At 57.0% G+C, this 21624-nt stretch carries 21 protein-coding genes and 1 pseudogene; 7 read left to right on the top strand and 15 right to left on the bottom strand.

Annotation, left to right across the window (positions count from 1 at the left end; genetic code table 11):
- Positions 1-7 precede the first annotated feature (7 nt).
- From MUG96_RS23795 to MUG96_RS23745, 11 genes and pseudogenes are all read right to left on the bottom strand, one after another.
- Complete coding sequence (locus tag MUG96_RS23795; protein ID WP_246989641.1) at positions 8-1690, bottom strand: phage NrS-1 polymerase family protein; 1683 nt, start codon at positions 1688-1690, stop codon at positions 8-10.
- A gap of 120 nt (positions 1691-1810) precedes the next feature.
- Entirely contained in the window at positions 1811-2116 is a 306-nt protein-coding gene (locus MUG96_RS23790; RefSeq protein WP_246989640.1) for a DUF8065 family protein, read from the bottom strand.
- An 88-nt stretch (positions 2117-2204) separates the two neighbouring features.
- Positions 2205-2579, bottom strand: coding sequence for a helix-turn-helix domain-containing protein (locus tag MUG96_RS23785; protein WP_246989639.1), 375 nt, complete (start codon positions 2577-2579; stop codon positions 2205-2207).
- A gap of 186 nt (positions 2580-2765) precedes the next feature.
- Positions 2766-3992: an orc1/cdc6 family replication initiation protein gene (locus MUG96_RS23780; protein WP_246989638.1), complete on the bottom strand. Its 1227-nt coding sequence runs from the start codon at positions 3990-3992 to the stop codon at positions 2766-2768.
- A 410-nt stretch (positions 3993-4402) separates the two neighbouring features.
- Complete coding sequence (locus MUG96_RS23775) at positions 4403-5272, bottom strand: ATP-binding protein (protein ID WP_246989637.1); 870 nt, start codon at positions 5270-5272, stop codon at positions 4403-4405.
- 779 nt (positions 5273-6051) lie between these two features.
- Positions 6052-7899 carry a TrbL/VirB6 family protein gene (locus MUG96_RS24240; RefSeq protein WP_308220127.1) on the bottom strand — a complete coding sequence of 616 codons (1848 nt, stop codon included), beginning with the start codon at positions 7897-7899 and terminating at the stop codon, positions 6052-6054.
- A gap of 21 nt (positions 7900-7920) precedes the next feature.
- Positions 7921-10626, bottom strand: a complete 2706-nt coding sequence (locus MUG96_RS23765) for a VirB4 family type IV secretion system protein (protein ID WP_246989636.1) — start codon at positions 10624-10626, stop codon at positions 7921-7923.
- A 6-nt stretch (positions 10627-10632) separates the two neighbouring features.
- Positions 10633-11418, bottom strand: a complete 786-nt coding sequence (locus MUG96_RS23760; protein ID WP_246989635.1) for a TraC-like domain-containing protein — start codon at positions 11416-11418, stop codon at positions 10633-10635.
- A 540-nt stretch (positions 11419-11958) separates the two neighbouring features.
- Entirely contained in the window at positions 11959-12495 is a 537-nt protein-coding gene (locus MUG96_RS23755) for a hypothetical protein (protein WP_246989634.1), read from the bottom strand.
- Between the two features lie 181 nt (positions 12496-12676).
- A complete protein-coding gene (locus MUG96_RS23750) occupies positions 12677-13081 on the bottom strand; it encodes a DUF6788 family protein (RefSeq protein ID WP_246989633.1) in 405 nt (134 codons plus the stop codon).
- A 271-nt stretch (positions 13082-13352) separates the two neighbouring features.
- Positions 13353-14255: pseudogene (locus MUG96_RS23745) on the bottom strand (site-specific integrase); the annotation flags it as partial.
- A gap of 148 nt (positions 14256-14403) precedes the next feature.
- On the opposite strand from MUG96_RS23745, the gene nikR reads away from it, so the two are divergent.
- The 4 genes from nikR to MUG96_RS23725 all read left to right on the top strand — a co-directional run bounded on the left by nikR (position 14404) and on the right by MUG96_RS23725 (position 17701).
- The gene (gene nikR, locus MUG96_RS23740; protein WP_246989632.1) at positions 14404-14823 is read left to right on the top strand and encodes a nickel-responsive transcriptional regulator NikR; all 420 of its coding nucleotides are present in this window, start codon (positions 14404-14406) and stop codon (positions 14821-14823) included.
- A gap of 216 nt (positions 14824-15039) precedes the next feature.
- The gene (locus tag MUG96_RS23735; RefSeq protein ID WP_246989631.1) at positions 15040-16074 is read left to right on the top strand and encodes an ABC transporter substrate-binding protein; all 1035 of its coding nucleotides are present in this window, start codon (positions 15040-15042) and stop codon (positions 16072-16074) included.
- Positions 16071-16919, top strand: a complete 849-nt coding sequence (locus MUG96_RS23730) for an ABC transporter permease (protein WP_246989630.1) — start codon at positions 16071-16073, stop codon at positions 16917-16919. Before MUG96_RS23735 ends, MUG96_RS23730 begins: the two co-directional genes overlap by 4 nt.
- Entirely contained in the window at positions 16910-17701 is a 792-nt protein-coding gene (locus MUG96_RS23725) for an ABC transporter ATP-binding protein (RefSeq protein WP_246989629.1), read from the top strand. The genes MUG96_RS23730 and MUG96_RS23725 overlap by 10 nt, the downstream gene beginning before the upstream one ends.
- A gap of 83 nt (positions 17702-17784) precedes the next feature.
- Here the strand turns inward: MUG96_RS23725 and tsaA are convergent, their stop codons facing one another.
- The 3 genes from tsaA to MUG96_RS24235 all read right to left on the bottom strand — a co-directional run bounded on the left by tsaA (position 17785) and on the right by MUG96_RS24235 (position 19030).
- Positions 17785-18276 carry a tRNA (N6-threonylcarbamoyladenosine(37)-N6)-methyltransferase TrmO gene (tsaA, locus tag MUG96_RS23720; RefSeq protein WP_246989628.1) on the bottom strand — a complete coding sequence of 164 codons (492 nt, stop codon included), beginning with the start codon at positions 18274-18276 and terminating at the stop codon, positions 17785-17787.
- A gap of 105 nt (positions 18277-18381) precedes the next feature.
- Positions 18382-18762, bottom strand: a complete 381-nt coding sequence (locus MUG96_RS23715) for a cupin domain-containing protein (protein WP_246989627.1) — start codon at positions 18760-18762, stop codon at positions 18382-18384.
- Positions 18763-18877: 115 nt separating this feature from the next.
- Positions 18878-19030, bottom strand: coding sequence for a C2H2-type zinc finger protein (locus MUG96_RS24235; RefSeq protein ID WP_308220126.1), 153 nt, complete (start codon positions 19028-19030; stop codon positions 18878-18880).
- A 213-nt stretch (positions 19031-19243) separates the two neighbouring features.
- On the opposite strand from MUG96_RS24235, the gene MUG96_RS23710 reads away from it, so the two are divergent.
- Positions 19244-19669 carry a CopG family ribbon-helix-helix protein gene (locus tag MUG96_RS23710; protein ID WP_246989626.1) on the top strand — a complete coding sequence of 142 codons (426 nt, stop codon included), beginning with the start codon at positions 19244-19246 and terminating at the stop codon, positions 19667-19669.
- A gap of 6 nt (positions 19670-19675) precedes the next feature.
- On the opposite strand, the gene MUG96_RS24200 is transcribed toward MUG96_RS23710, so the two are convergent.
- Positions 19676-19810, bottom strand: a complete 135-nt coding sequence (locus tag MUG96_RS24200; protein ID WP_256465464.1) for a hypothetical protein — start codon at positions 19808-19810, stop codon at positions 19676-19678.
- A gap of 120 nt (positions 19811-19930) precedes the next feature.
- On the opposite strand from MUG96_RS24200, the gene MUG96_RS23705 reads away from it, so the two are divergent.
- Entirely contained in the window at positions 19931-20320 is a 390-nt protein-coding gene (locus MUG96_RS23705) for a CopG family ribbon-helix-helix protein (RefSeq protein ID WP_246989625.1), read from the top strand.
- Between the two features lie 81 nt (positions 20321-20401).
- Positions 20402-21622 carry a GTP-binding protein gene (locus tag MUG96_RS23700; protein ID WP_246989624.1) on the top strand — a complete coding sequence of 407 codons (1221 nt, stop codon included), beginning with the start codon at positions 20402-20404 and terminating at the stop codon, positions 21620-21622.
- Positions 21623-21624 lie beyond the last annotated feature (2 nt).

The raw sequence follows: 21624 nt of genomic DNA, 5'->3' as shown, positions 1-21624 counted from the left end.
GCGATGCTCAAAAGAGATTGAAGAAGCCGCTACTGTCGTCGTCTTCTAAGTCCGAGTCACCCTCGTCATGGGGATTGGTTGTCTGCTCTCCCGGATCAACGACTTCGAGATCAGCGTCAGGCCTCCGAATGGGGGTATCATCCTCTTCTAGACGCTGGAGCCGCCGACGAAGACGTTTGATTTCTGCCTCCTGCTCTTCGGCCTTCTCGCGCCAGTGTCGGATGAGCTGCTCGTTGCGATCCATTTCGCTTTCGAGTTCCTCAATCCGCTTGGCAATCTGCTCAACCCACGGTGGGACGCTCCCCTGGAAGTCGAGCAACTGGGTGTACCAGTCCTCGAAGTGCTGCGTCTCCGTGGTTCGACTCGTTGTCGATGACTTCGGGCCACTGAAGGATGAGCGATCCGCTCCCTGACCCCCTGCTGACTCCGCCGTTGACGAAGACGTGTGGCTCTCATCAGTCGACGGCTCCCGGTCATGCCCGGCGGACTTATTGGGATTCTTTCGCACTTCCGGGTCTTTTTCTTCCATTCTGTCCGGTCGCGGTTGATCGTACGATCCCTGGTCCGACATGGACCGATCGTCCGACGGCGCCGTCGACGCATCCGTCGGGTCTGCCCCGTCGTCTTTCAGTTCAGATTCGAGCCGCTCCACGTCGAACGTCTCGTCAACGACGTTGAGGGCTTTGCTGATGGTTATTTCGCCGTAGGTCTGAGTGCCACGATCTTCCTCCCACTTCTCGCGCATCAACCCGGATTCCCGGAAAATCGCATCGATCCGGTGGGGGTCACACCCAGTCCAGAACGCGAGCATCGAGCAGAATCCCATGTCGGCTTCTGAGTGACTTTCATAACCGAGTCCCCTCCAGTTCCCATTCCAGAGTCGCTCGAACTTCTCGCCGTTTTCCGCATTCATCGCTCGCTGGACGAGGGCAGCATTTAATTCGGAGAGACCACGGATCTGGGTGGACGACTTGCTCGTATCTGTGCTATCTGTAGGAGTATGGCCGTTCATCGATGGCGACTCGCCGTTCTCAGCAGGCATTGCTGTGGACACTGTGGATTTCGACTGTGGGCTGTCACCGTTTGGTGAGGGGGTCTCGGCACTGTTGCAGTTTGGATCATCCTTGAGCCAGCTAGTATCCATCTCGGGGGCGTCGTCGCGAGCGACGTACTCCTCGTACACAGTTTCCAGTTCCTGTTGTCGGTGCTCAACCGCTCTATCCCGATCAGGGAGTGGCTGGCCGGTTACGGTGAAGTACCGACCAGTCTCGTAGATCTCAATGTCGTCCTTTCGGTTGTAATCACCGGGAATCGTTCCCTCGATCAAGACGTGAGCGCCGGTCCCGGAGGGGCTAATCTCGGTATAGCTGTCGAGGATCTGGATCACGTCGGTTGCCCAAGCGTTCTGATGACCTGACTCGGGGTCACGACAGTCATCAAGGTCGACACCGACGAATGGGTCGTCCTCGGTGAATACGAATCCGACACCCTCGACGGCGTCACTCTCGACGGCGAATTCAAGGGCTTCTCTGAAACTCGTCCACGTCGATGGATCGTCCGTCGATGCGAACTCTCCTGTGCCGGGCTCGACTGGGAGTTTGGTTTGTTTGCCGTCCCGCAGTTCCGTCCGCCAGCAGATCCACTGCTCGATCTGCCTGAGCTGTGACGGGACGTGCTCAGGGCTTCCCATCATAGGCTCAAGTAGTGCTGCATGAATCGTCAAGCCCGGAACACTAAGGTTTTACTAGAGGGAACAAAACTACGGAAGAATATCCTCCGAAAGGTAACTGCTACACTCTACTGAAATAGCCTACTCCTGAAAGACGCCATCCGTCTCAAGTTCGGAGGCCTCTTCGAAGGCCGGACGCTCGCGATCGATTTCCTCGATCGCGTCTCCAATCAAGATTTCAGCAGCATCTTCGGAAATCTCGCCCTCTTCATATCGTTGGTGGAGTTCGCTTTTTTCATCAGAGAGCGTTTCTCGCAATTTCTCTTGCAGTCCCTGGCGGGCCAATTCACTGATATTGATGCCACCAAGGCGCATCTGGTCGACGATCTGCGTCGCTTGCTTTTCGGTGGCCCCCCGGAACTGAATCTTGTCGTTTTCCATCGCCATCTCTGATCAGCCTACTCGCTGCACGTACAAATCTGTCGTGACCAGCCATCCATGTCATGACAAATCTGATGACTCCTTAGCCCTCTGTTTATTGGGTCCCATCAGGGCCCAACCGGACATCCTTATGAGACTTGGTTTCCCCGGCTTCCAGTTCTCCAGTCGTCTCCTCAAGAGCGGCTTCGGTTGTCTCAGATAATTCAGGGCCGACCAGCGCACGATAGGCGACACCGGGACCGAACCGTCGCTTTGCAATCGTGTCATCGTCACGCATCTGTTCAAGCCGTGTCCGAACTGCCTCGTCCGTGACGTCAATATCCCAGTGAGTCGCAAGCGCGTCTCCTACCTCGCTGACAGTCAGATACGGATCCTCAGCTGTAGCCTCGAAGTCGAACGCTTTGAGAATGTCCTGATCGCGCATCTTGCCCTCAAATTGTCCATTGTCATCCCGATCCTGCGTCGCCATACCGAAAACCTATCAGCCCACATGGATAACCGTTTGGTCTGCACTAAACGGAAGAAAGAGAAGTCCCAGAATGAACGATGGCTGACCGCTTCAGGAACAAATCGACTCATCTTCGGTATGCTCACGACCGTCGCTATGAACTTGTCACCGCACACAGCATCGTTTTCATTTGCAGGAGTGGTGTGTCTATGCGACGTCGTTCATTGACGCAATTTCTCGGATCGTTTCTATTTCGCTGTCTAACCGCAGAACATCCGACATCGCTTCGATTGCACTCGTGAATGGGACATCCAATTCATAGCTGTAGTAGTTACCCCGTGAACCGCTCCTATTTTCATGGGCCGACAGAATGCCAAGCATCCGTAGATCGGACAAATGGTTATGCACAGATCGGTGGGCGAGTGGGTCAGTACCGGAGGAGTCACACAGCGTGGTGTATTCCTCGTAAATCTCCCGCGTTCGGCACGGCGTCTCCTCCTTAGCAGCTTTCGAGATGACGGCTAACAGTGTGAGACGCCCGTGTGCCGTCAGTTCACGCATTCCCGTCTCAACACGTTCCTGTTCGAGACGAGATCGTGCTAACTCAACATGGTCACGTTTGATACGATCCGCTTCACGGTTTTCCGCGATCTCACCGGCCAATCGAAGAAGGTCCAGCGCTTGACGAGCGCTTCCACTATCGCGAGCAGCGAGCGCCGCACAGAAATTCAACACACCTTGCTGGATGGCACCCTCGGCAATTGCGATTTCAGCACGAGATTCGAGAATATTTTCCAATTCAGGCGCATCATAGGGCGGAAACTGCAGTTCCCGTTCACAGAGCGTGTCTTGGACACGGGGGTCAAGTTGCTCGCGAAATTTGAAATCGTTGCTAATCCCAATGACACCAACCTTTGCCGAGTCAAGGTTATTGTTGGCCCGAGCTCTTGGGAGTTCGTACAATAATTCGTCTCGGTCACCAATAGAGTCGACTTCATCCAAGACGATCAGAATCGTCCCCCCAATGGCTTTGAGTTCCTCATACAGTTTTTTGAAAACAGTTTGCTGTGGATAACCGGTCGAACTAATTTCACCACCAGCAGGACGGAGTTTGTTCACGAGTTCTACGGTAACTTGATAAGAGGAGTTCAGAGTCTTGCAATTCACCGAAATGACTGACAGATCGATGTCATCGTAGTCTGCAACATCGTTCTGGAGTCTGTCGAGGAGATAGTCAGTGACGGCAGTCTTCCCGACGCCTGTATTCCCATAGAGAAAGATGTTATTCGGTTCCCAACCGTCGACAACAGGTTGGAGTGCATCCATGTACTCCTCGATTTCCTCATCACGCTCCTCGATCTGGTCAGGCTGGTAGGATTCGCCAAGGGCGTCTTTGTTGCGGAAGATGTTCTGCTTCCGCTCGAATCGACGCATGTCACTGCATTCTCACCTACACCATATAAAACCACCCTTACATCTGTTTCAAGTGAAGGCCACAGACACACACCACCGTTACAAGTGAAACAGCAGACTAGGAGTAGTGAGTAAAACAACAGTCCACAGTTTCATCTAAAGTGCTGACATATATTTCAGAGTTCCACGTTAAGAATCCCGTCTTAGAGACCCAATCTGGCCAAATATCGGTCTTTATTCCTCTTCAACTGACTCTCTTCGTTGCTGCTCTCCTTACTCCATCCCTCAGCTTCACTTGCAACGGTGGTGTGTCTCTGTCCCACCTCCAAAGTTCGTGAGTCGCTTCAGAATGAAGTACACGGTACTCTCCCTGAACGGCCTGTGAACCTTGATCAGAAGACTAGTCGGTGTGCTACAGGGCGTCCGGAAGACTACTCGTCAAGCATGTCCAGGTCGAAGTGGTGGCGTCGGAGGGCTGAGGAGTTTCGTTTCGCTGCATTCCGTCGGGCATCGGCAACGACTTGCTCGATATCAGCCCCGGACGCGCCGTCAAGTTCCCGGGCCATGTCCCGCATCCCTTCAACATCGAGATCGCTTGGCACATCCTCGAGCTGCGTTTTGAGAATCTCGTACCGGGCGTCGAGATCCGGGACTGGAATCTTGACGTGCTTGTCGATCCGCCCGGGCCGCAGGACAGCGTCGTCCATCTGCTCCTTTCGGTTTGTTGTGAGCACTACGAAGAACTCCTGTTCGTCTTGCGAGAGCTTGTTCAAGAACGTGTTCGTAGTCTTGGCGTCCTCCCGATTACTCGAGAGGCCATCATCGCGGCTGCCCAGAAGCGACTCAGCCTCGTCGATGAACACCACGCCGCGTAGCTGTTGCGCCTCGGTGAATAGCTGATCGATGAGGTCAGGCCCTTCGTTGATCCACTTGCTGGTCAGTTGGGACTGGCTCAATTCGACATAAGGTCGCTGGAGTTCGTGAGCGAGAGCACGCGCAAACAGGGTCTTCCCGGTACCCGGCGGGCCGTGGAAGAGGATACCCCGATCAGGCGTGACCTGGAAGCGCTCGTAGCCCGCACTGTCGTTGACGTACGGGGAAATCACGTCCTCTCGGAGTTCGTCTTTGACCGTCTCGTAGCCGCCGACGTCCTCGAAGGTCGTGTCCGGCGGCTCTTGCCAGTCGAATTCAAGACCGTTTGTCGAGTGCTCCGAGAGTGGTTGCTGCCGAGGAGTAGTCTCCTCATGCCGGCGGTTCCTTCTCTGGTCATGCTGTTGATCGTCGCGGCCACCATCCTGCATACGTGGTTGTGTAGAGTTCGTCGTCGATTCTTGAGAACGTCCCTGAGTGGACTGGGGCTGAGAGGTGGCTGTAGATGCTTTGGAACGGGAGGCAGTTGGCTCAAACGAGCCAGACTGCTCGAGAAACCCTGGGGGGTAGGCTCCAATGAGCCACGCTGCGGCTCCCGGGTAGTAACTCAACTGGATCATTGACTCTGTCGTCAGCGCCCCAACGACCGGAAGAGTTGTAATTCCGACTGCCACCAGCCCTTTTAGAATACAGAGTGCCAACAAGGAAGTCAGAAAACCCACATGGAACGGGTTCCAGACGGAACTGTCTGAGTTACTGTTTAGCATTACCACCCAGAGTAGTGAGAGTGCAACCGCAACAACATCAATCGCATAGCCGCCATTCAACCAGACTCGTTCAGCACCGGATGTCAGAAAGGTAATTGCTGCGTAGGAACCGATATACAACGCAGAGGTTTTTATAACGCTGATTAGTGTCTGAGAAGATTCGCTGATGCTCGTCGGGAGAGTGGGTTGCAGATGGTTCTTCACTCCCCAAATATGTTCATGAACTTGAACCCAAAGGATCGTGAGGGCGCTGAACCAAATAAAATACCATACAAGCCCCACCACTTCGGTCAACATTATTTCGGGAACGAACGAACCGATACTCGATATCAAGCTAAGAATGGAGATTTCGCGCAAAATTATAGCTTGAAACAGCGAGGTGATCATATTTTTTACGTAGTTCCTATGCTAATTTTCAGATACCAGTGGAATAAGAGTTCGGCCTACAGGCCTTCTGGATCGACGTAGCTCATGGTGTTTTTATTATCGGCGTTTGTGGGATCCGAATTAGTCTGCTTCCGTGCGTTGTTCGATGCGGCCGCCTTTTCGACGTTCTCTTCTGAACGCTGTTCACCGTTCGGCTGGTGTTTTCGCTTTGCACGGTCGTGTGCCATGACCGGTGCGTAACCGCCCATCCCATACGCTCCGTATTGTAGAACGGGTTTCGCCGCTTTGGCGCCTGTTTTCCCTGCCTTTAGTGATGCAGCCGTTGCCGCTGCGCTCTTTTTCGCAGTATGGCTAGCTGTTGCGTTGATTTTCGCCCCTCTATCTAGCTTTCGCTGCTTGGTTTCGACATTGAGAAGGTTCCACTCACCGTCACTCGTCTCGTACCCGATCCGACCAGACTTCGTGACATCCGCCTGTTTGTCGTACGCCGGTTCCTGTTCGAGAATGTCCCTCTCGTGTGCTTCCTCTAGATCCACAGATTCGGCGTCTATCTGCTCCTCCAGCCAGTCTGCATTCTCTCGCAGCTGCTGCGCGCGATTAGCTGGACGTCGTTTTCTTGCCCTACCAGTAATTCCGTTACGAAGCCTACGTCCCCTGTTTTTGATGAAATTTGACGCACCGTTATTCGCGATGCTAGAAGCGGTCTTTTCTTTGGCACCCGATGCTTTCTCCGCAAGATCGTCGATATAGCTTTGCGGCCGGTCTTTTCCGGCACTCTGAACGTTGCCGTCGATTTGGTCACTGAGGGGGCCGTTATCCACAACTGAGCGCGGCGTCGATCCACTTGACCCCCCGCCGGCACCACTACTTCCGCCGGCTTTGCTCCGACGACTCATTCCACGACCACCGCGGCTTCCGGCGTCACCGGTTCCACCGACAGCGCCAGCAGCGGATCCGCCTGCATCTGCACCGGCTATCGCTCCTTTTCCGGAGGCCGCGCCGGCGGCAGCCCCGGCGCCGGCCATCGCGGCTGTCGACACCATCGAATAGGCCTTCCCGATCCCTAGCGGTTGCCCCGCCCAGGTGATCGACTTCAGGACGATCGCCACCAGCACGAACGGCGTCATCATGATCAGGACCAACTGCGTCCAGAACTCCGTCGCACCATTCCCGCTGCTAGCCTGGACGACTCCGCCGTCCATGATCACTTTCATCGCTTTCAGCGCGATTGCCAGCAGCGGGCCGGCGATGAGGCTGTAGATTCCCATCCGGCCGAACTTCGTCGCGAACTTGTTGAGATGTGCCCCGAATCCCCAGTCTGGGTACCAGAACACCGCCAGAATCGGCGCCCCCATGAACACGATGTAGATGATGTACGTCCGCAGGACAAGCCCAAGAATCGCCAGCGGCGTCGCGATCATCATCAATATCGCTGCCACGAAATAGGCGGCGATCAGCCCAAACGTCCCGCCGACGTCTTCCACGCCGTACTGATCGGCCGATGGGTCGAAACTAAGCTCGAATTGCTGTGGGGCCAGCTCCATCGTCACGGTGTTCATCGCGTCGACGCCAACGCCAATCACCGGCTTCGAGACGGCAATGAGCAGGACCACCGTCACGATTCGGAAACCCTGCCGCCAGAGGTGTGCTTTCTCGCGGTCTGCCCACGGCATCGACAGCAAACCGACCACAATCATCAACGGGAACAGCGCTAACGCGAGTTCAAACGACGACTGCCACGCTGCTGTCGCCGAACTGGAGGTGGCCGGGTTCACTACCCGCAGGAACGGTCGAAGGCCGATGCCGATGAGATCGAAGAACCCCTCGAAGATCGACCTGATGAATCCCTGGAAGGCGCCGATGATCGCATCCGCAATGTCTCCGGGACCAGGAATATCAACCATCAGGTATCCCCCCTATTCGGTTCAGTCATCGCTCTCACCCGTCTGTCCTGCTTCCGTCTCGAACCCTGCGCCTAAGTCCACAACCGATTCCGGCGACTGCGCCTCCGATTCCTCGTCGAACAGATCGCCGCCGGTCGTCCCAACCGGCTGGATGGCGCTGGTGTGTTCGTTCTCTTCCAACCACTGGTAGTCACGCTGGCTGAGCATACCTTCTTCCTGCAGGTACGTCCAGGGATCACAATCATCATCGAGAACGTGATGTTCGAACTCGCCGGAGTAGATCTCGATCCACCGACGACCATGCTGTGAGGTACTGAGCAGACATTCCGAGTAATCCGCGTCTTCCCCACGGGTCGCCCGCTGGATGTCTCGCCGTTCGTCCTCGGAGAGTTCGAAGTAGTCGACGACCTCCTGGCCGACATTCTCCTGATAGAACAGCTGCTTCACGTCGCAGTTGTCGTAAATCTCCCGTGTCGGTTCGTTCTTCAGGAACTCCTCGGCGGTTTGGCTGATGAGTGTCAGGCCGGAACTGAAGTGACGACTATGCCGGATGAAGAGGTTAATCAGGTCGCGGGCACCCTCCCGCCGCAGGAGGTAATGTGCCTCCTCGAAGGTCACGTCGGTCTTCTTCTCCGACCGCCGGGCCTCGTCGTAGGCCCAATTCAGCATCGCATGCATGATGATCGGCATCTCGCCGGTGTCGGCGAACGAACTCATGTCGAAGACGACGAGGTCGTCGTCGAGATCGAGGTTGCTCTGCCCGTTGAGATTGCTGTTGACGTTCCACTGTTTGAGTGATTCCAGTTTGGGTTCGAGTTGTCTGGCGATGGTCTGGTATCGTTCCGGGGGGGAGTGCAGGTTCGTAATTGCGTCCAGCACTTCCTTCTCGAGATCGCCGCCCTCCCCATTGGCCACTGGTCCATCCTCAGTGTAGTCGATGCCCAAATCGTTCGGAAGCATGGCGTCGATCTCGTCGCTCGACATGCCGCCATTCGCGATGATCCCGACACCGTCGATTACGTCGCTTAGGATTGGATCCTCCCGATCGAAGGTCGCTGGATCGGGCGTGATTCCCTTGTGCAGATATGCGTAGTAGATCGCAATCGAGAGCACCCCTTCCTCGCCGGAGGCCATCCCCTCCGGATCCTTTTCTCCGAGGTACGTCCCGAGCAACCGCAGGGTGTTCCGGAGTTTGAGTTTGAACGTACTCTCCTGAGTCGACGAATCGTGGGCGTCGGGGCTGATCTCCAGCGGATTGATCCGGTAATCGCCGCCGAACTTGATGACCGTCCCGCCGAGCTGCTCCACGAAGTCGACGAAGTCGTCGCCCAGCGGGTCGAAAATGATCGTCTTGAGGTCGTCGTCGACGAGGATTCGCCGCCACAGCGCCATCTTGACAGCGTAGGTCTTCCCGGACCCGACCTTCCCGCTGACTGCTTTCGAGTGGCCCGACAGCCCGTAGCGGTCGATGATCACAGGGCGGTTCGTGTTGTCGAACCCGAGGTGGATACCATTCTCGTCAGCGACAGGCGGTTCAACGAAATTGAAACACTGGGTGAGCGCTTCCAGCTGGACGGCATTGTGATTCTGGATTTTCGGGTTCGCGATGGGTGCGACCGACGAGTGGGCTTTGACTTGTTCGCCCTGAATCGGCACGAGGTCAAGGCCCTGCTGGCGCGCCCGTCGCTGGATCTGCTTGCTCGCCTCCTGCATCTCGTCGAGCGTCTGGCCTCGAACTTCCACGAACAGAGAGACATCGAACAGTTTGGTGGTCCCCTTGACGAGTTCGCCAAGCAGCCGGTCGAGCTCTTGAGCCTCGTGTTCCTGTTCGTGGGTATCCGTTCGGTTGCGGCGCTTTTTCCGTTGGATGGCGGACTTCATCTGGGTGAGGCGCTTCTGGAGACGGGATTTCACGTCCTCCGTCTCCCGGGGGTTGATTTGCATCGAGAGGCGGACATCCTCTGACGCAAGCGTCAGCGGGAGCAACCACCCCGAGGAGAGGAATCGCGGCAGTGATGACGCGGTGAGGACTTGGTAGAAATCCCCATCGCGTGTGTGCCAGTCGGACTCTTCGTTGATGACTTCGGGAGCGAGGACCGACCGATCGATCCGTCCCTGTTCCTCCTCAGTGACGAACGGAGAGGCAATGGTGGTCTCTGTCGTCGACGTGAGCTGGTAGGCGGCTTTCTCGATGGCCGCTTTGTCGGGTTCCTGACCGACGGCTTCGAGATAGTCGATGGCCTCCTGCATCTCATCGCCGGACAGTTCGTCGATCGGGATCCGTTCCTCCTCGTTGCCCGCTTCCTCGTCGTCATTTCCGGGAATCGGGAGACGTTCCATCAGCGACGGAGACTCCGCGGAGTCGGTATCTGCTTCCGAGTCGTCTCTCGTGGCGGACGGGCTCGGCCCCGGGAAGACGACCTCGACGAAGAGTGGTGTCCGCCAGACGAGTGCGGCAGTGATCGACGCCGCGACGACGGCCCCGATCGCCCCGGCGAGCAACCCGGCGCGATAGGCCGGCCACGAAGCGGTGAGCAGCGCACTGCCGGCAAATCGTTCGACGATTATTCCCCCGACGCCGATGGCGACTCCCGAAATCCCTGCCCGGAGTTCGGAATGGCGATACTGCCAACTGGTCGCGATGACCATCAGTGCTGCGAGCAGGGCGTTCGCGACGAACCCCACCGCGATCATCTCAGGTCGTGAGAGTGCGTATGGTCCAACCATCTGTGGTCACTCGTTTGGTTGATGCGTGTTGGTCTGCGTCGGGCGCTGTGCCGCCCCTTTCTGAACATCCTCTGGCCGAGCGTGTTTGGTCAACCAGCCGTGGTTGAGTGTGTCGGGCGGCTCCGTGCCCTTGTAGTCGTAGTATAGCACCTTCTTGATCTCGTCCGGGTCGTCGAGAATCTCCGGATCCACTCCTGTCGGCGGCAGTGACGAAGCCATGTTCTCCGCCCGTGAGCGGACTTCCCGGGCGAGCAGATCGATGTCGACATCCTCGTCGTCGGATCTGCGGAACTGACTCAGGGGTCCATCGTCGTCGTCGCTGTCATCAGCCACGGACTTCTTCACAGTGACGACGATGAAGTGCTGGCGGTCGCGGATGTCGGCCATGTTCACGATGTTGTCGACCCAGTTACGGTGCTGGGCCCGGCCGTGACTGAATAGCGGATGTTCATCGTGGTCGCGCGTCCGATTGGCGTCTTCGAGCCGCCGGGTGTACTCCGAAGCGTCGTAGGGCGTTGGCAGCGTCAAGATCTGGAAGGTCGACTGCGTGCCCATGAGGATGTCTCGCCAGGCTTCGAGCACTGCCTCTTTCTGGTCGTCGTCGAGGATCAGCCACGGGCGCGGGCCGATCTCGATGAGCATCGAGACGCCCTCGTCAGTGACGACCACACCATCGCTACGGATATGTTCGAAGTCGAGATGGTCAGTCGTCTCGTCGCTAGCGAGTAGACGCTCGATCTGTGTCTGTTCGTCTTCGGGGACGTGTTCGCCTCCATCAGTGCGGGTTTTCATTTCGTCTGTCGAGTGCCAATAGCTCTCGTAGGTCGCAGACTCCTCCTCTGAGCGACTTGGGTGCCAGTGATATGTGGCGTCTGTGAATCGGATTGTGAGCATCCCGAGTAACCAGTGGTGTGGTCGCTGACAAGCCGGTGTTTTCGCGAACACCGTAACACCGATGATGGCACCGGCGATTCCGAGTGGACCGTAGATTCGGAGTGGGAGATTGAGAAGCAAAGCAATGACTGCAGGACCCAGCGGAATAGCAAATGATTGGAGGAGACGCTTGACGCTAAACCCCTTGAATTTGGTCGTTAGCAGACTGTCCGCAACCGGAACGCGTTCAGGCATTGTGTTTCGTGAATCAGTTGAAGTGGGTTGTCGGCACGCGATTCGACTGACTCGGCGAGCGATTACGATCTCTGAATTGAGGACTACTGTCGCTCACGCTCATTGAGACGGCGCACTGTGGACATAGCTGCCCGATCTTGGAAGATCTATAACAAGTTTCCCCCACACCCCACTTTTATTTTTTGGTAATAGTGATAGAAATAATTATGGAAGCGACGGAAAGACAGTGGCGACGAACGAGAGAAGGATCCCGCTCATGGATCCGATAATAAGACCGACTCCCATTTTGAAACTGGTCACCGAACTCTTGTGGACCCGTCCCCTCGACGGAGAGATGCCGTAGAGGGCAGCTCCCCAGGCGATGAGTGCCTGGCCAGCGATTGCAGCGATTTTCGAGAATACATTGGCGGCCTGGTAGAGCGAGTTGGTTCCACCTTTCATCGCGATCTGCTGGCCCCGGATGCCGGGGACGAACATGGCTTGTGAGGTGGGCGGAACCGGTCCGGGGCCGGCGACCAGAAACGCGATAAGCGAGTAGAGGGTTTTGAGTGCGAAGTAGACGAGGAGCGCCCCGGAACCTCCACAGAGCATCCCGATGCCGATCTCTCGGCGGCGAGTACTCGATCCGGTGCCCCAGTAGATCGCGCCGACGGCGAGCGTGATGAATGCGAGATAGCGACTGGATGCGAGGACCAGAGACCCAAACCTGCTTGCTGCCTCAACCAATGTACTGCCGGCCATCGTGAGCAAATTGGAGGGAGGGGTCACAATTTTTTCTACCTCGGCATAGCAGATAATTAAGTGGTTATAAAATCAGGTAGCTAATTTTATTCACCTTCTGAATCAAATACCAAGCTGTGATTTTCCCAATGGCGTGAATTCATTCCCGGTCGCAATCTTTCGGACCCTAGTTAGATCAAGATCAGCCATCAGACGGATGCACTGGAGCGATATACTGTGATTTGATTTTGTCCCCCTCTCGCCACTGGAGGTAATAGTAGTCGTTGTCGTTGATGGTCTTGATTGTGACCGTCCCTTTCTTCGAGGAGGTCCCGGCTTTGTCCTGAGCTTCCTTGAGGGCGTTTTCCCATTCCTCCTCGTCCCATTCGTCGGGGATATCCTTGGGGTCGTGATCAGCCTGTGCTGTCAGCTCCTCCTCGGCTTGACGCTCTTTCCACCCTGCGAGGGTGAGTGCATAGTTGGATGCGAGGCGGAGTCGCTCAGGATTTTGGTTTTCGAGCGCGTCGACAAGATATGCTGGGAGTTCCTCTGGCGGTGCCGGCGGACTCTCCATTTCAGACATCGAATCGGATTCTTCAGGTGCCATGTATCCTTACTCGTGAGTTAACCAACTTATTGGAATTATATCTAACGCTGTTGGTTAGATTTCGATACACACCGATGCAATCCTTTTAACCAACGTCTTACAGATGATTCGTCGGAGATGTTGGTTAATTTTGTTTGTATGGAGCGGCGTTTAGAATCACCGTCTGGTGCATCGACTCTACTACGAAAGACATGGCGCTGTGCAATGGCTGGCTGAAAAAGCTTCGTAGGCGGTTAAGAACAGACACTGTACGGGACAACGGACAATTCGCTCACAGATCAATTTCTTCGAGGGCTTCAGTAGCTACGTCTCCGAGTTCTCCGGCCTCAATATGCGAGTACCGCTCCCGAACCATCTCCTCCGAGTTATCGAGGTAACGGGCAGCCACAGTGTATCCGAATGCTCGGACGAGAACCTCACCCATCCCCCGGCGACCGCCGTGCGGTGCGAGGTAGTCGTGTTTCGGATGGTCGATGTCGATCTCCGCGGCCGCCGAGAGTCGCTGGAGAATCGACCGGGCGCCGTCCGTCGTGATCGACGGCGGGCGGATGTCCTCGTCCAGCGCCAGCAGGAGGTCACGAGCGTACTCTTCACGTCGCTCTTCAATCACCTCCTGGTGTGCCCCCCGATCAGCTAGCCCCTCCTGAACGTGACCTGCGAGCGTCCGCTGGTCGAGTGTCGGGAATACTGGCCAGCGCTCCGTCGGTGGGTCCATCAGTTTCCGGTAGCCCCGCAACGGGGTGATTACAGGATCGGGGAGGGACGCAGCGTCCCACTGCTGTTTCTTCCGGTAGACGTCCATACTCCCATCGTCGAGGGAGAGGTCCTCCCAGCGGACACCGCGCCGGCGCGGGTCGTTCGGATCTCGTAGTAGCTCCCCGACCCGAACGGCCGTGTACGCAATGACGAACACCAGAGCCCGGTCACGAGCGGCCTTCAGCGCCGCGTAGCGTGCTCGCTGCTTGTCGAGAGGGTCAGTATCCTCCGGGAGTGTCGTGTACGCCTCGACGGCGTCGCGGGCCCGTTCGTCGACGTAGCGGGTGAGGGCGTGGCGCTGTTCGGACGTCCAGGCCTGCTGGTCGCCGGGCTTGCGGCCGTCATCCTCGGGGAGCGGGGCCATCGCACTCGCACGTTGAGCGTAGTGCGCCTCGAGATAGCCTTCGTTGACACACCACACAACCTCGGAGGATGATTTTGATGTGTGCCTTCTGTCCTTCTGACAACGACAGATATCAACCATGAACTGCCTCACTAACAAACTGCCGACGAGTTACGCCACGAAAGTATGAATCTATATTAACTCCCTGCTCCAGTGTTAATACATGGGAGTCGTAAGCATCTCGATGCCGGACGAACTGGAAGAACGGATCGACGAGTTCGGTGACGACCACGGGTACACCGGCCGCAGTGAAATCGTCCGCGAAGCCGTTCGAAACCTCCTCAGCGAGTTCGAGGATAAACGACTCGAAGATCGGGAGCTGATGGCGATCGTCACCGTCCTGTTCGACTACGAAACGACGAGCGTCGAGGAAAAAATGATGCATCTGCGTCACGATCACGAGGAACTCGTCGTGTCGAACTTCCACAGCCACGTCGGAAACCACTACTGTATGGAGTTATTCGTCCTCGAAGGCCAACTCGAAGACATCTCGACCTTCGTGGGGAAGATCCGGGCGACCAAGGATACGATCTCGGTCGACTACACCGTTCACCCCGTCGACGACATCAGCCTTATCTCCTGATCTCGTTCGAGGTCGCTGCTTTTCGCCACCGATATAGCGGCGACAGCCACTGCTCAGCGATCTTCCAGTTCCTCGGGCCAGTACTGTCTCTGCGGCCTCACTGTGACCTACCGTTGTCCCCTCTCCAGTTCGGCCATCCGCTACCGCCACCAGTATATTAAAAATAAATCTACTATTAACAACTCTTATTAGAACAGAGTTGAGTGTTGGTACTACATGGGAGAGAGGACACGGCGCGATGTCATTCGAGGCGGAACGGTACTCGCAACAGCCGGACTCACGGCCACGGCGGGCTGTCTTGGCGGCGGGACCAGCAGTAATCTCGACCGACTCACCGTCGCCTACGTTCCGATCTATCCGAATATGCATCACTACGTGATGGACAAAGAGGGGTTCTACGACGATATTCCGGTGCCAGTCGAAACTGAGCGCTTCTCGAGTGGGCCAAGCGTCGTGAAAGCGTTCGCCAGTGACGAAATAGACGTTGCACTGTTCGGAATCACGCCCTCGATGGTGCTGGTCGATAAGGGGAAACCCGCGAGTGTGCTGGCAGCGAACTCCCGTGAAGGGTTCAAGATGATGGGGACCACCGCGTTCGCCGATCTGTATGCTGAGCACGGTCGAGACGCATTCGAGCGGTTCGAGTCCCAGAACGGCCGGAAGGTCCGGTTCGGTGCCCCACCAGACGGGAGCGTCCCGGACGTCGTCCTGCGATACTGGATCGAACAGGACCTCGGACTCGGGGAACTGGAGTCAGTCGTCTCCAAGTCGAAGGTGCCACCGGCCAACGCGCCACAAACGATGCAGGCAGGCGATATCGATGCGACGATCATTCAAGAGCCGTTTGCAACTGTCATCAGCAACGACGCGGACTTTCGGGAGGTCGCGTGGTCCGGTGCGGTTCTCGATGGTCACCCGGTGACTGTGCTGTTCGCCCAGAAGCGCGTCGTCGACGATACGGACGTGGCCGAGGCACTCGTCTCGGCACACGTCGACGCGACGAACTTCATCCGCGACGACCCGGAAGCGGCCGCCAGAGACGCCAGTGCAGTCATCGGGTCCGGTGTGAGTGACGACCTCGCGGTGCGAGCGATGGATTCGACCGCATCGAACTTTCTCTCGGACCCGCACGCGATCACCAGTCAGACCGAGACCATGGCACAGTACGTCGCCGACGTCGGGAACACGGACGCTGTCGTCGAAAACGAGCGCCTGTTCCATTTCAGCGCGTACGACACAATCGCACAATGAGTCTCGGAACAGCGACCGACAGCGATGACGAGACGAGCGCGCTCGGCCTGTTCGATGATAGCGGTCCGCTTCGACTCGGCCGCGGTGCGATCGGTCTCACCGCCTTCCTAGTCGTCTGGTGGGCCGGTGCCCAGGTGACGACGCCGTCGTATCTCCTGCCCGGGCCGATCGCCTCAGCAACTGCCTTCGTCGACCTGTTCACCGAGTCGACACCCGTCGCCGTCCCGCTCGTCGGGAACGTGGATATTCCAATCGGCCTGTTCAAACTCGGGCAGAGTCTCCTGCATTACATTCCGGGAGTCTTACTCGGAGCGACGGGCGGGATCGCCCTTGGTGTGACGATGGGCTGGTCGGGGCGACTCGACGACTATCTCACGCCGCTCGTTCGCATCCTCCGACCAATCCCCCCGCTGGCGTGGGTCGTCTTCGCCATCCTCTGGTTCGGGATCCATCACACGGGCGCTGCGTTCATCGTCTTCGTCGGCGCATTCTGGATCAACTTCTACGGCGCCTACAGCGGCGTGGAAGGCGTCTCGACCGATTACACGGATGTCGCCTCCAGCCTCGGCGTCGAGACCGACTGGCAGATGATTCGCCTCGTGATGCTGCCGGCTGCTGCTCCGAGCGTGCTTACTGCCTTCCGGACGAGCATCGGTCGGTGCTGGATGATCGTCGTCGGGGCGGAGCTGTTCGGGGCACCGGGCGTCGGCTACGAGATCATCAACGCCTCGAACAACCTCGCAGTGGACACCAGCGTCGCATATATGCTCGTCATCAGCCTCGTCTACGTCGGAATGGACGTGAGCTTCCGTCGCTTCGAGCGGAGGGTTCTGGCATGGCGCTGACTGACTCGACCCCGGAATCGAATGGTGTGGTAGGCAGTGAGTCGAAGATCACTGTCGACAGTCTCTCCAAGCGATACGACGTCCGCGGGGAAACCGTCACCGCGCTCGACGACGTGAGCTTCGAGGTCCTAGCTGGGGAGTTCCGCTGTATCGTCGGTCCATCCGGGTGTGGCAAGACGACGCTCTTCCGGACCATCGCGGGGCTGGAATCCCCGAGCGAGGGCAGTGTCTACGTCGACGACGAGCGGGTGACCGAGCCCGGTATCGACCGTGGGATGGTGTTCCAGAACTACGCGCTGTTCCCGTGGCGCACCGTTCGTGGGAACATCCGGTTCGGGCTCGACCGTCCGACCTGTGACTGTCCGAACTGCGAGCAACGCGTCCAGGAACTGGTCGACCTCGTCGGGTTGTCTGGCTTCGAGGACGCCTACCCGAAAGAACTCTCTGGCGGGATGAAACAGCGTGTCGGCATCGCTCGCGCGCTCGCGGTCGATCCCGACGTGCTCCTGATGGACGAACCATTCGGGAGCCTCGATCCGAACACCCGTGATACGCTCCACGGGGAACTCTTGGACATCTGGCGTGCGACGAACAAAACGATCCTGTTCGTGACCCACGAAGTCGAGGAAGCCGTCACGCTCGCGGATCGTATTCTCGTAATGGCTGCCGACCCCGGGCGAGTCGACGATGTCGTCGACGTCTCGCTGGATCGGCCGCGTCAGCGAACGGACATCGAGTTCGTCGAGTACGTCTCGGACATCCGGGAGCGTCTCGGTCAGTGAACGCGACGTGATGCGGTTTGAATCGACGGACAATCACCCAATCGGCACCGTGATTGTATCCGGTCGTATCGAAACCAGGCCTGTTAACGGAATCTTCCATCAGCTTGCTTTGATCGCACAGCTGACATGGATGCGTCGAGCCAACCCGTATTCGCACTGTCTGGAACATCAAACTCGGGAACGAATGGCTTGATATCCAGCAACGGGGTTCCATCAACGACGTCAATTCCGTCCACGACGACTTTTGGGCGCACGATGGTATCGATCTCGACGATTGAAATCCCGATTCGGTTCGGCCGTTGTGGGGCCCGTGTAGCGAACACGCCTCGTTTTTCCTCATCGAGGAACGGTTCGACGTGTAGTGAAGAACGGCTGGATGACTTGTGGAAATGGTAGAGCAGGATACAATGAGTGAACCCGTTCAGGTCCTTCAACCCGTCTTCGTATGCCTCGTCAACTTCGACGATTCCCTCTGTGGCATCGTTCCCGACCGACTGGATTGGCATCCCTTCGGGTGAATCGAAGGGGGTCCGGATCACGCCAATCGCCTCGTACTCGAAACGGTCACTCGTCATATTTCACGATTAGTCCTCGGATGAGAAACCAATATCGTGACGGAATTGGGTCTCTCCATTGTCCTCGTTTTGCAGTCGACACGGTAATATTGGTATCCATTGATTTCACCCCTGAAACCCACTCAATCGCCACGAAGGACTACCATCAGCACTGTCGTCACTATCGCTCGGTGCACTCACGAGGACGAACGCGCTTTCCTCGTCGCCGTTCCGGATCTGTCGCGTTGCCGCTGGGGGAATCGAGACCGCATCACCGCTCTCCATGGAAACGTCCTCGTCATCGACACGAACGGTCGCCGACCCAGTGATCAACACGTACACTTCTTCGTGTTCGTCTTCGGTGTGATCGTGTGGCTGTGAACTCCAGCCGGGCTCACAGCGAGCGATGGTAATACCAACCTGTCGGCACTCCAGTGGCTCTCGCAGGAAGTGCATCGCGTCCGAGACTTTGTCGATGTCTTCGTAGTTGGTCTTCGTGTAGCTCATCTACTTCCCGTTTCGTGAGCGAGATATTAATATCTTCAGCAATATTACTAAGGAGTGGTATCTGGCACTGTCGATGTATTATACCGCGAAAAAATCGTCGCTAGCCTCGGGCGATTCAGTGCGACTCGTGGATATGTTCGCGGAGCTGATCAGCCTCGTCGAATTCCTCGTTACATTCCGCACAGGTGTTGTGGTGAAGTGCCACGTGCTGGGTGACACCGGCTGCACTCTGGAACTCTGCGTCGCAGGTGGAACACGCGTATGCCATTGCATTATTATCTTAGCCGCGACATCATAAAACGAGTTGTTATAATTCGCCCGCTTTTCTTATTCTGGATTGTTAAATTATCCCTGCTGAGTAACAACCGCGTCCGGCGACCGGGTGAGCCCCCGCACACGATCGGTGGCCAGACGAGACGGTAATATCAATACTGAGTTGTGTAATAACAGATTTTATTATATCGGCGTCCAAATTTATGATATGGGAATCGTCAGCGTCTCCATGCCGGAGGATCTCCTTGAGGAAATCGACGACATTGTGGAGACACACGACTATTCTGGGCGGAGTGAAGTCTTTCGAGAAGCCGGACGAAAACTGGTACAGGAGTTCCGGGAGCCCTCGCTCGAAGACCGAGACTTAGTGGCGATCGTGAGCGCGCTGTTTCCCTACGACAGCCCGGCTGTGGAGACGAAGATGACTGAGCTTCGGCACACACACGCGAGTGCCGTCCGGTCGAACTCACACAGTTGTATCTGTGGCGATCAGGGATGTGTCGAGACGTTCATCATCGAGGGGGAACTGGCGACTGTTTCGGAGTTCGTCCGCGACATCCAAGCGACCAACGAAGACGTGCAGGTCGAATACTCGCTGTTTCCTGTCGATTCGATTCAACGGCCAACGTTGTGAGGCGCACTACGCTGCAATCCCCAGCGCGTCGAGTTCGTCATCCGAGTACGCATCTCGGAGTTCCCGTTCCGAGTGCTCCTCGATGAGTTCGCGTCGCTCTTCATCGGTCAGTTCCGTCACAGCTTCAAAGCAGTGGCACATTGCACCCTATTCTATGGATTCTGGGTGTATAAGGGCTGTTAGCACGGTTTTCTGGATTATGTAACACCACTCCGAGACTATGAAGAAATATTATACTGAGTACCAGATTTAACAACAGCGATGCGCACCAGCTTCAATATCCCGGAGGAACTGCTCGACGAATTCGATGCCACGTGGCAGCGAGAAGGGTACGACTCACGCTCGCGGGCGGTCCGTGAGTCGATGACGGAGTATATCGAGTCACACACCGCGCTTGAATCAATCGACGGCACAGTCGTCGCCGTCCTCGCGTTCGATTACGAACACGAGCGAATCATCGAGGACATCCATGGCGTGCAACACGAGTACGAGGATATCATCGCGTCGACCAGTCACGTACACGAGGGAGACTGGTGTCTCGAAACGGTGTTTTGCCAGGGGGATGCTGCCCAAATACGGAGCCTCCTGTACGATCTCCGTGATTTCGACGCGGTCGGTCGCGTCAATATCTCGCTCGTTAGACGTACCTGACCCAGCACTCAGGATTATTAATACCTTACTCTAATTTCGTAATAACTAATATTCAAGTGTGTAGATTTCATATCTGTGGCTATGAGTACCGATAACTCCGATCCGATTCCAGTGACGGTTTTGAGCGGGAGCCTCGGGGCGGGCAAGACGACGACGCTCAACCACGTCCTGAACACCGACCACGAACTCGACGCGGCAGTCCTCGTCAACGACATGGGTGAGGTGAACGTCGACGCCGATCTCGTCGAACAGGAATCCGACCTCTCTCAGGAAGACGAAGAGGTCATCGAGATGTCGAACGGGTGTATCTGCTGCCGGCTGCGCGGTGACATGCTCGACGAGGTCGGTCGGCTCGCTGAAACCCGTGAGTTCGATTATCTGCTCGTCGAATCGTCGGGAATCAGTGAACCGATTCCGGTCGCACAGACGTTCGCACAGGGCTTCGAGGACGCCTCGTTCGACCCGACGGGCGTGTACGAACTCGATACGATGGTGAGCGTCGTCGACGCCCACAGCTTCTGGCAGGGCTTCGAGTCGGGTCAGGTACTGACCGACGACGATTTGGAACCCGACGACAACCGCGTTCCGGAAGAAGTCCTCATGGATCAGATCGAGTTCTGTGACGTGCTGCTATTGAACAAGTGCGACCTGGTGCCTGAGGACGAACTGGACGAGATCGAGGCCGTCATCGAGACACTCCAACCGCAGGCGGAAATCATCCGAACGGAGCACGGGGAAGTCCCAGCCGAGCAGATTCTCGGGACTGGACGCTTCGACTTCGAGCAGGTGAGCCAGTCCGCTGGCTGGAAACAGGAACTCCAGCACGGCCACCATCACGATGCCGCTGCCGAGGAACACGGTGTGAGTTCGTTCGTCTACGAGCGTCGGCGGCCGTTCCACCCTGAGCGAATCGCCCGGACGCTCGCGGAACTCCCGGACAGCGTGATTCGTGCCAAGGGCTTTTTCTGGTCGGCCGGTCGCGAAGACGTGGCGATGGGACTCGATAAGGCCGGCCAGTCCGTGCGTGCCGGACCGAAAGGCCAGTGGATCGCGACACTCCCCGAAGCCCAACAGCAGCGGTACTTCTCTGCGCGTCCCCAGATCAAAGACGAGTGGGACGACCAGTGGGGCGATCGGGGCACCGAACTCGTCTTCATCGGCCGCGATGTCGACGAGGAGCAACTGGTCGAGCTTCTCGACGAGTGTCTGCTCTCCGACGCGGAGATGGACGCGGACTGGAGCGACTACGTCGACCCGTTCGCACCTGACCTCCAGCGGGAACTGGCGCTCGCAGACCAGTAGCG

The organism is Halorientalis marina (assembly GCF_023028345.1).
GTDB classification, from domain to species: domain Archaea; phylum Halobacteriota; class Halobacteria; order Halobacteriales; family Haloarculaceae; genus Halorientalis; species Halorientalis marina.
This window is presented reverse-complemented; position numbering and strand designations above follow the sequence as displayed.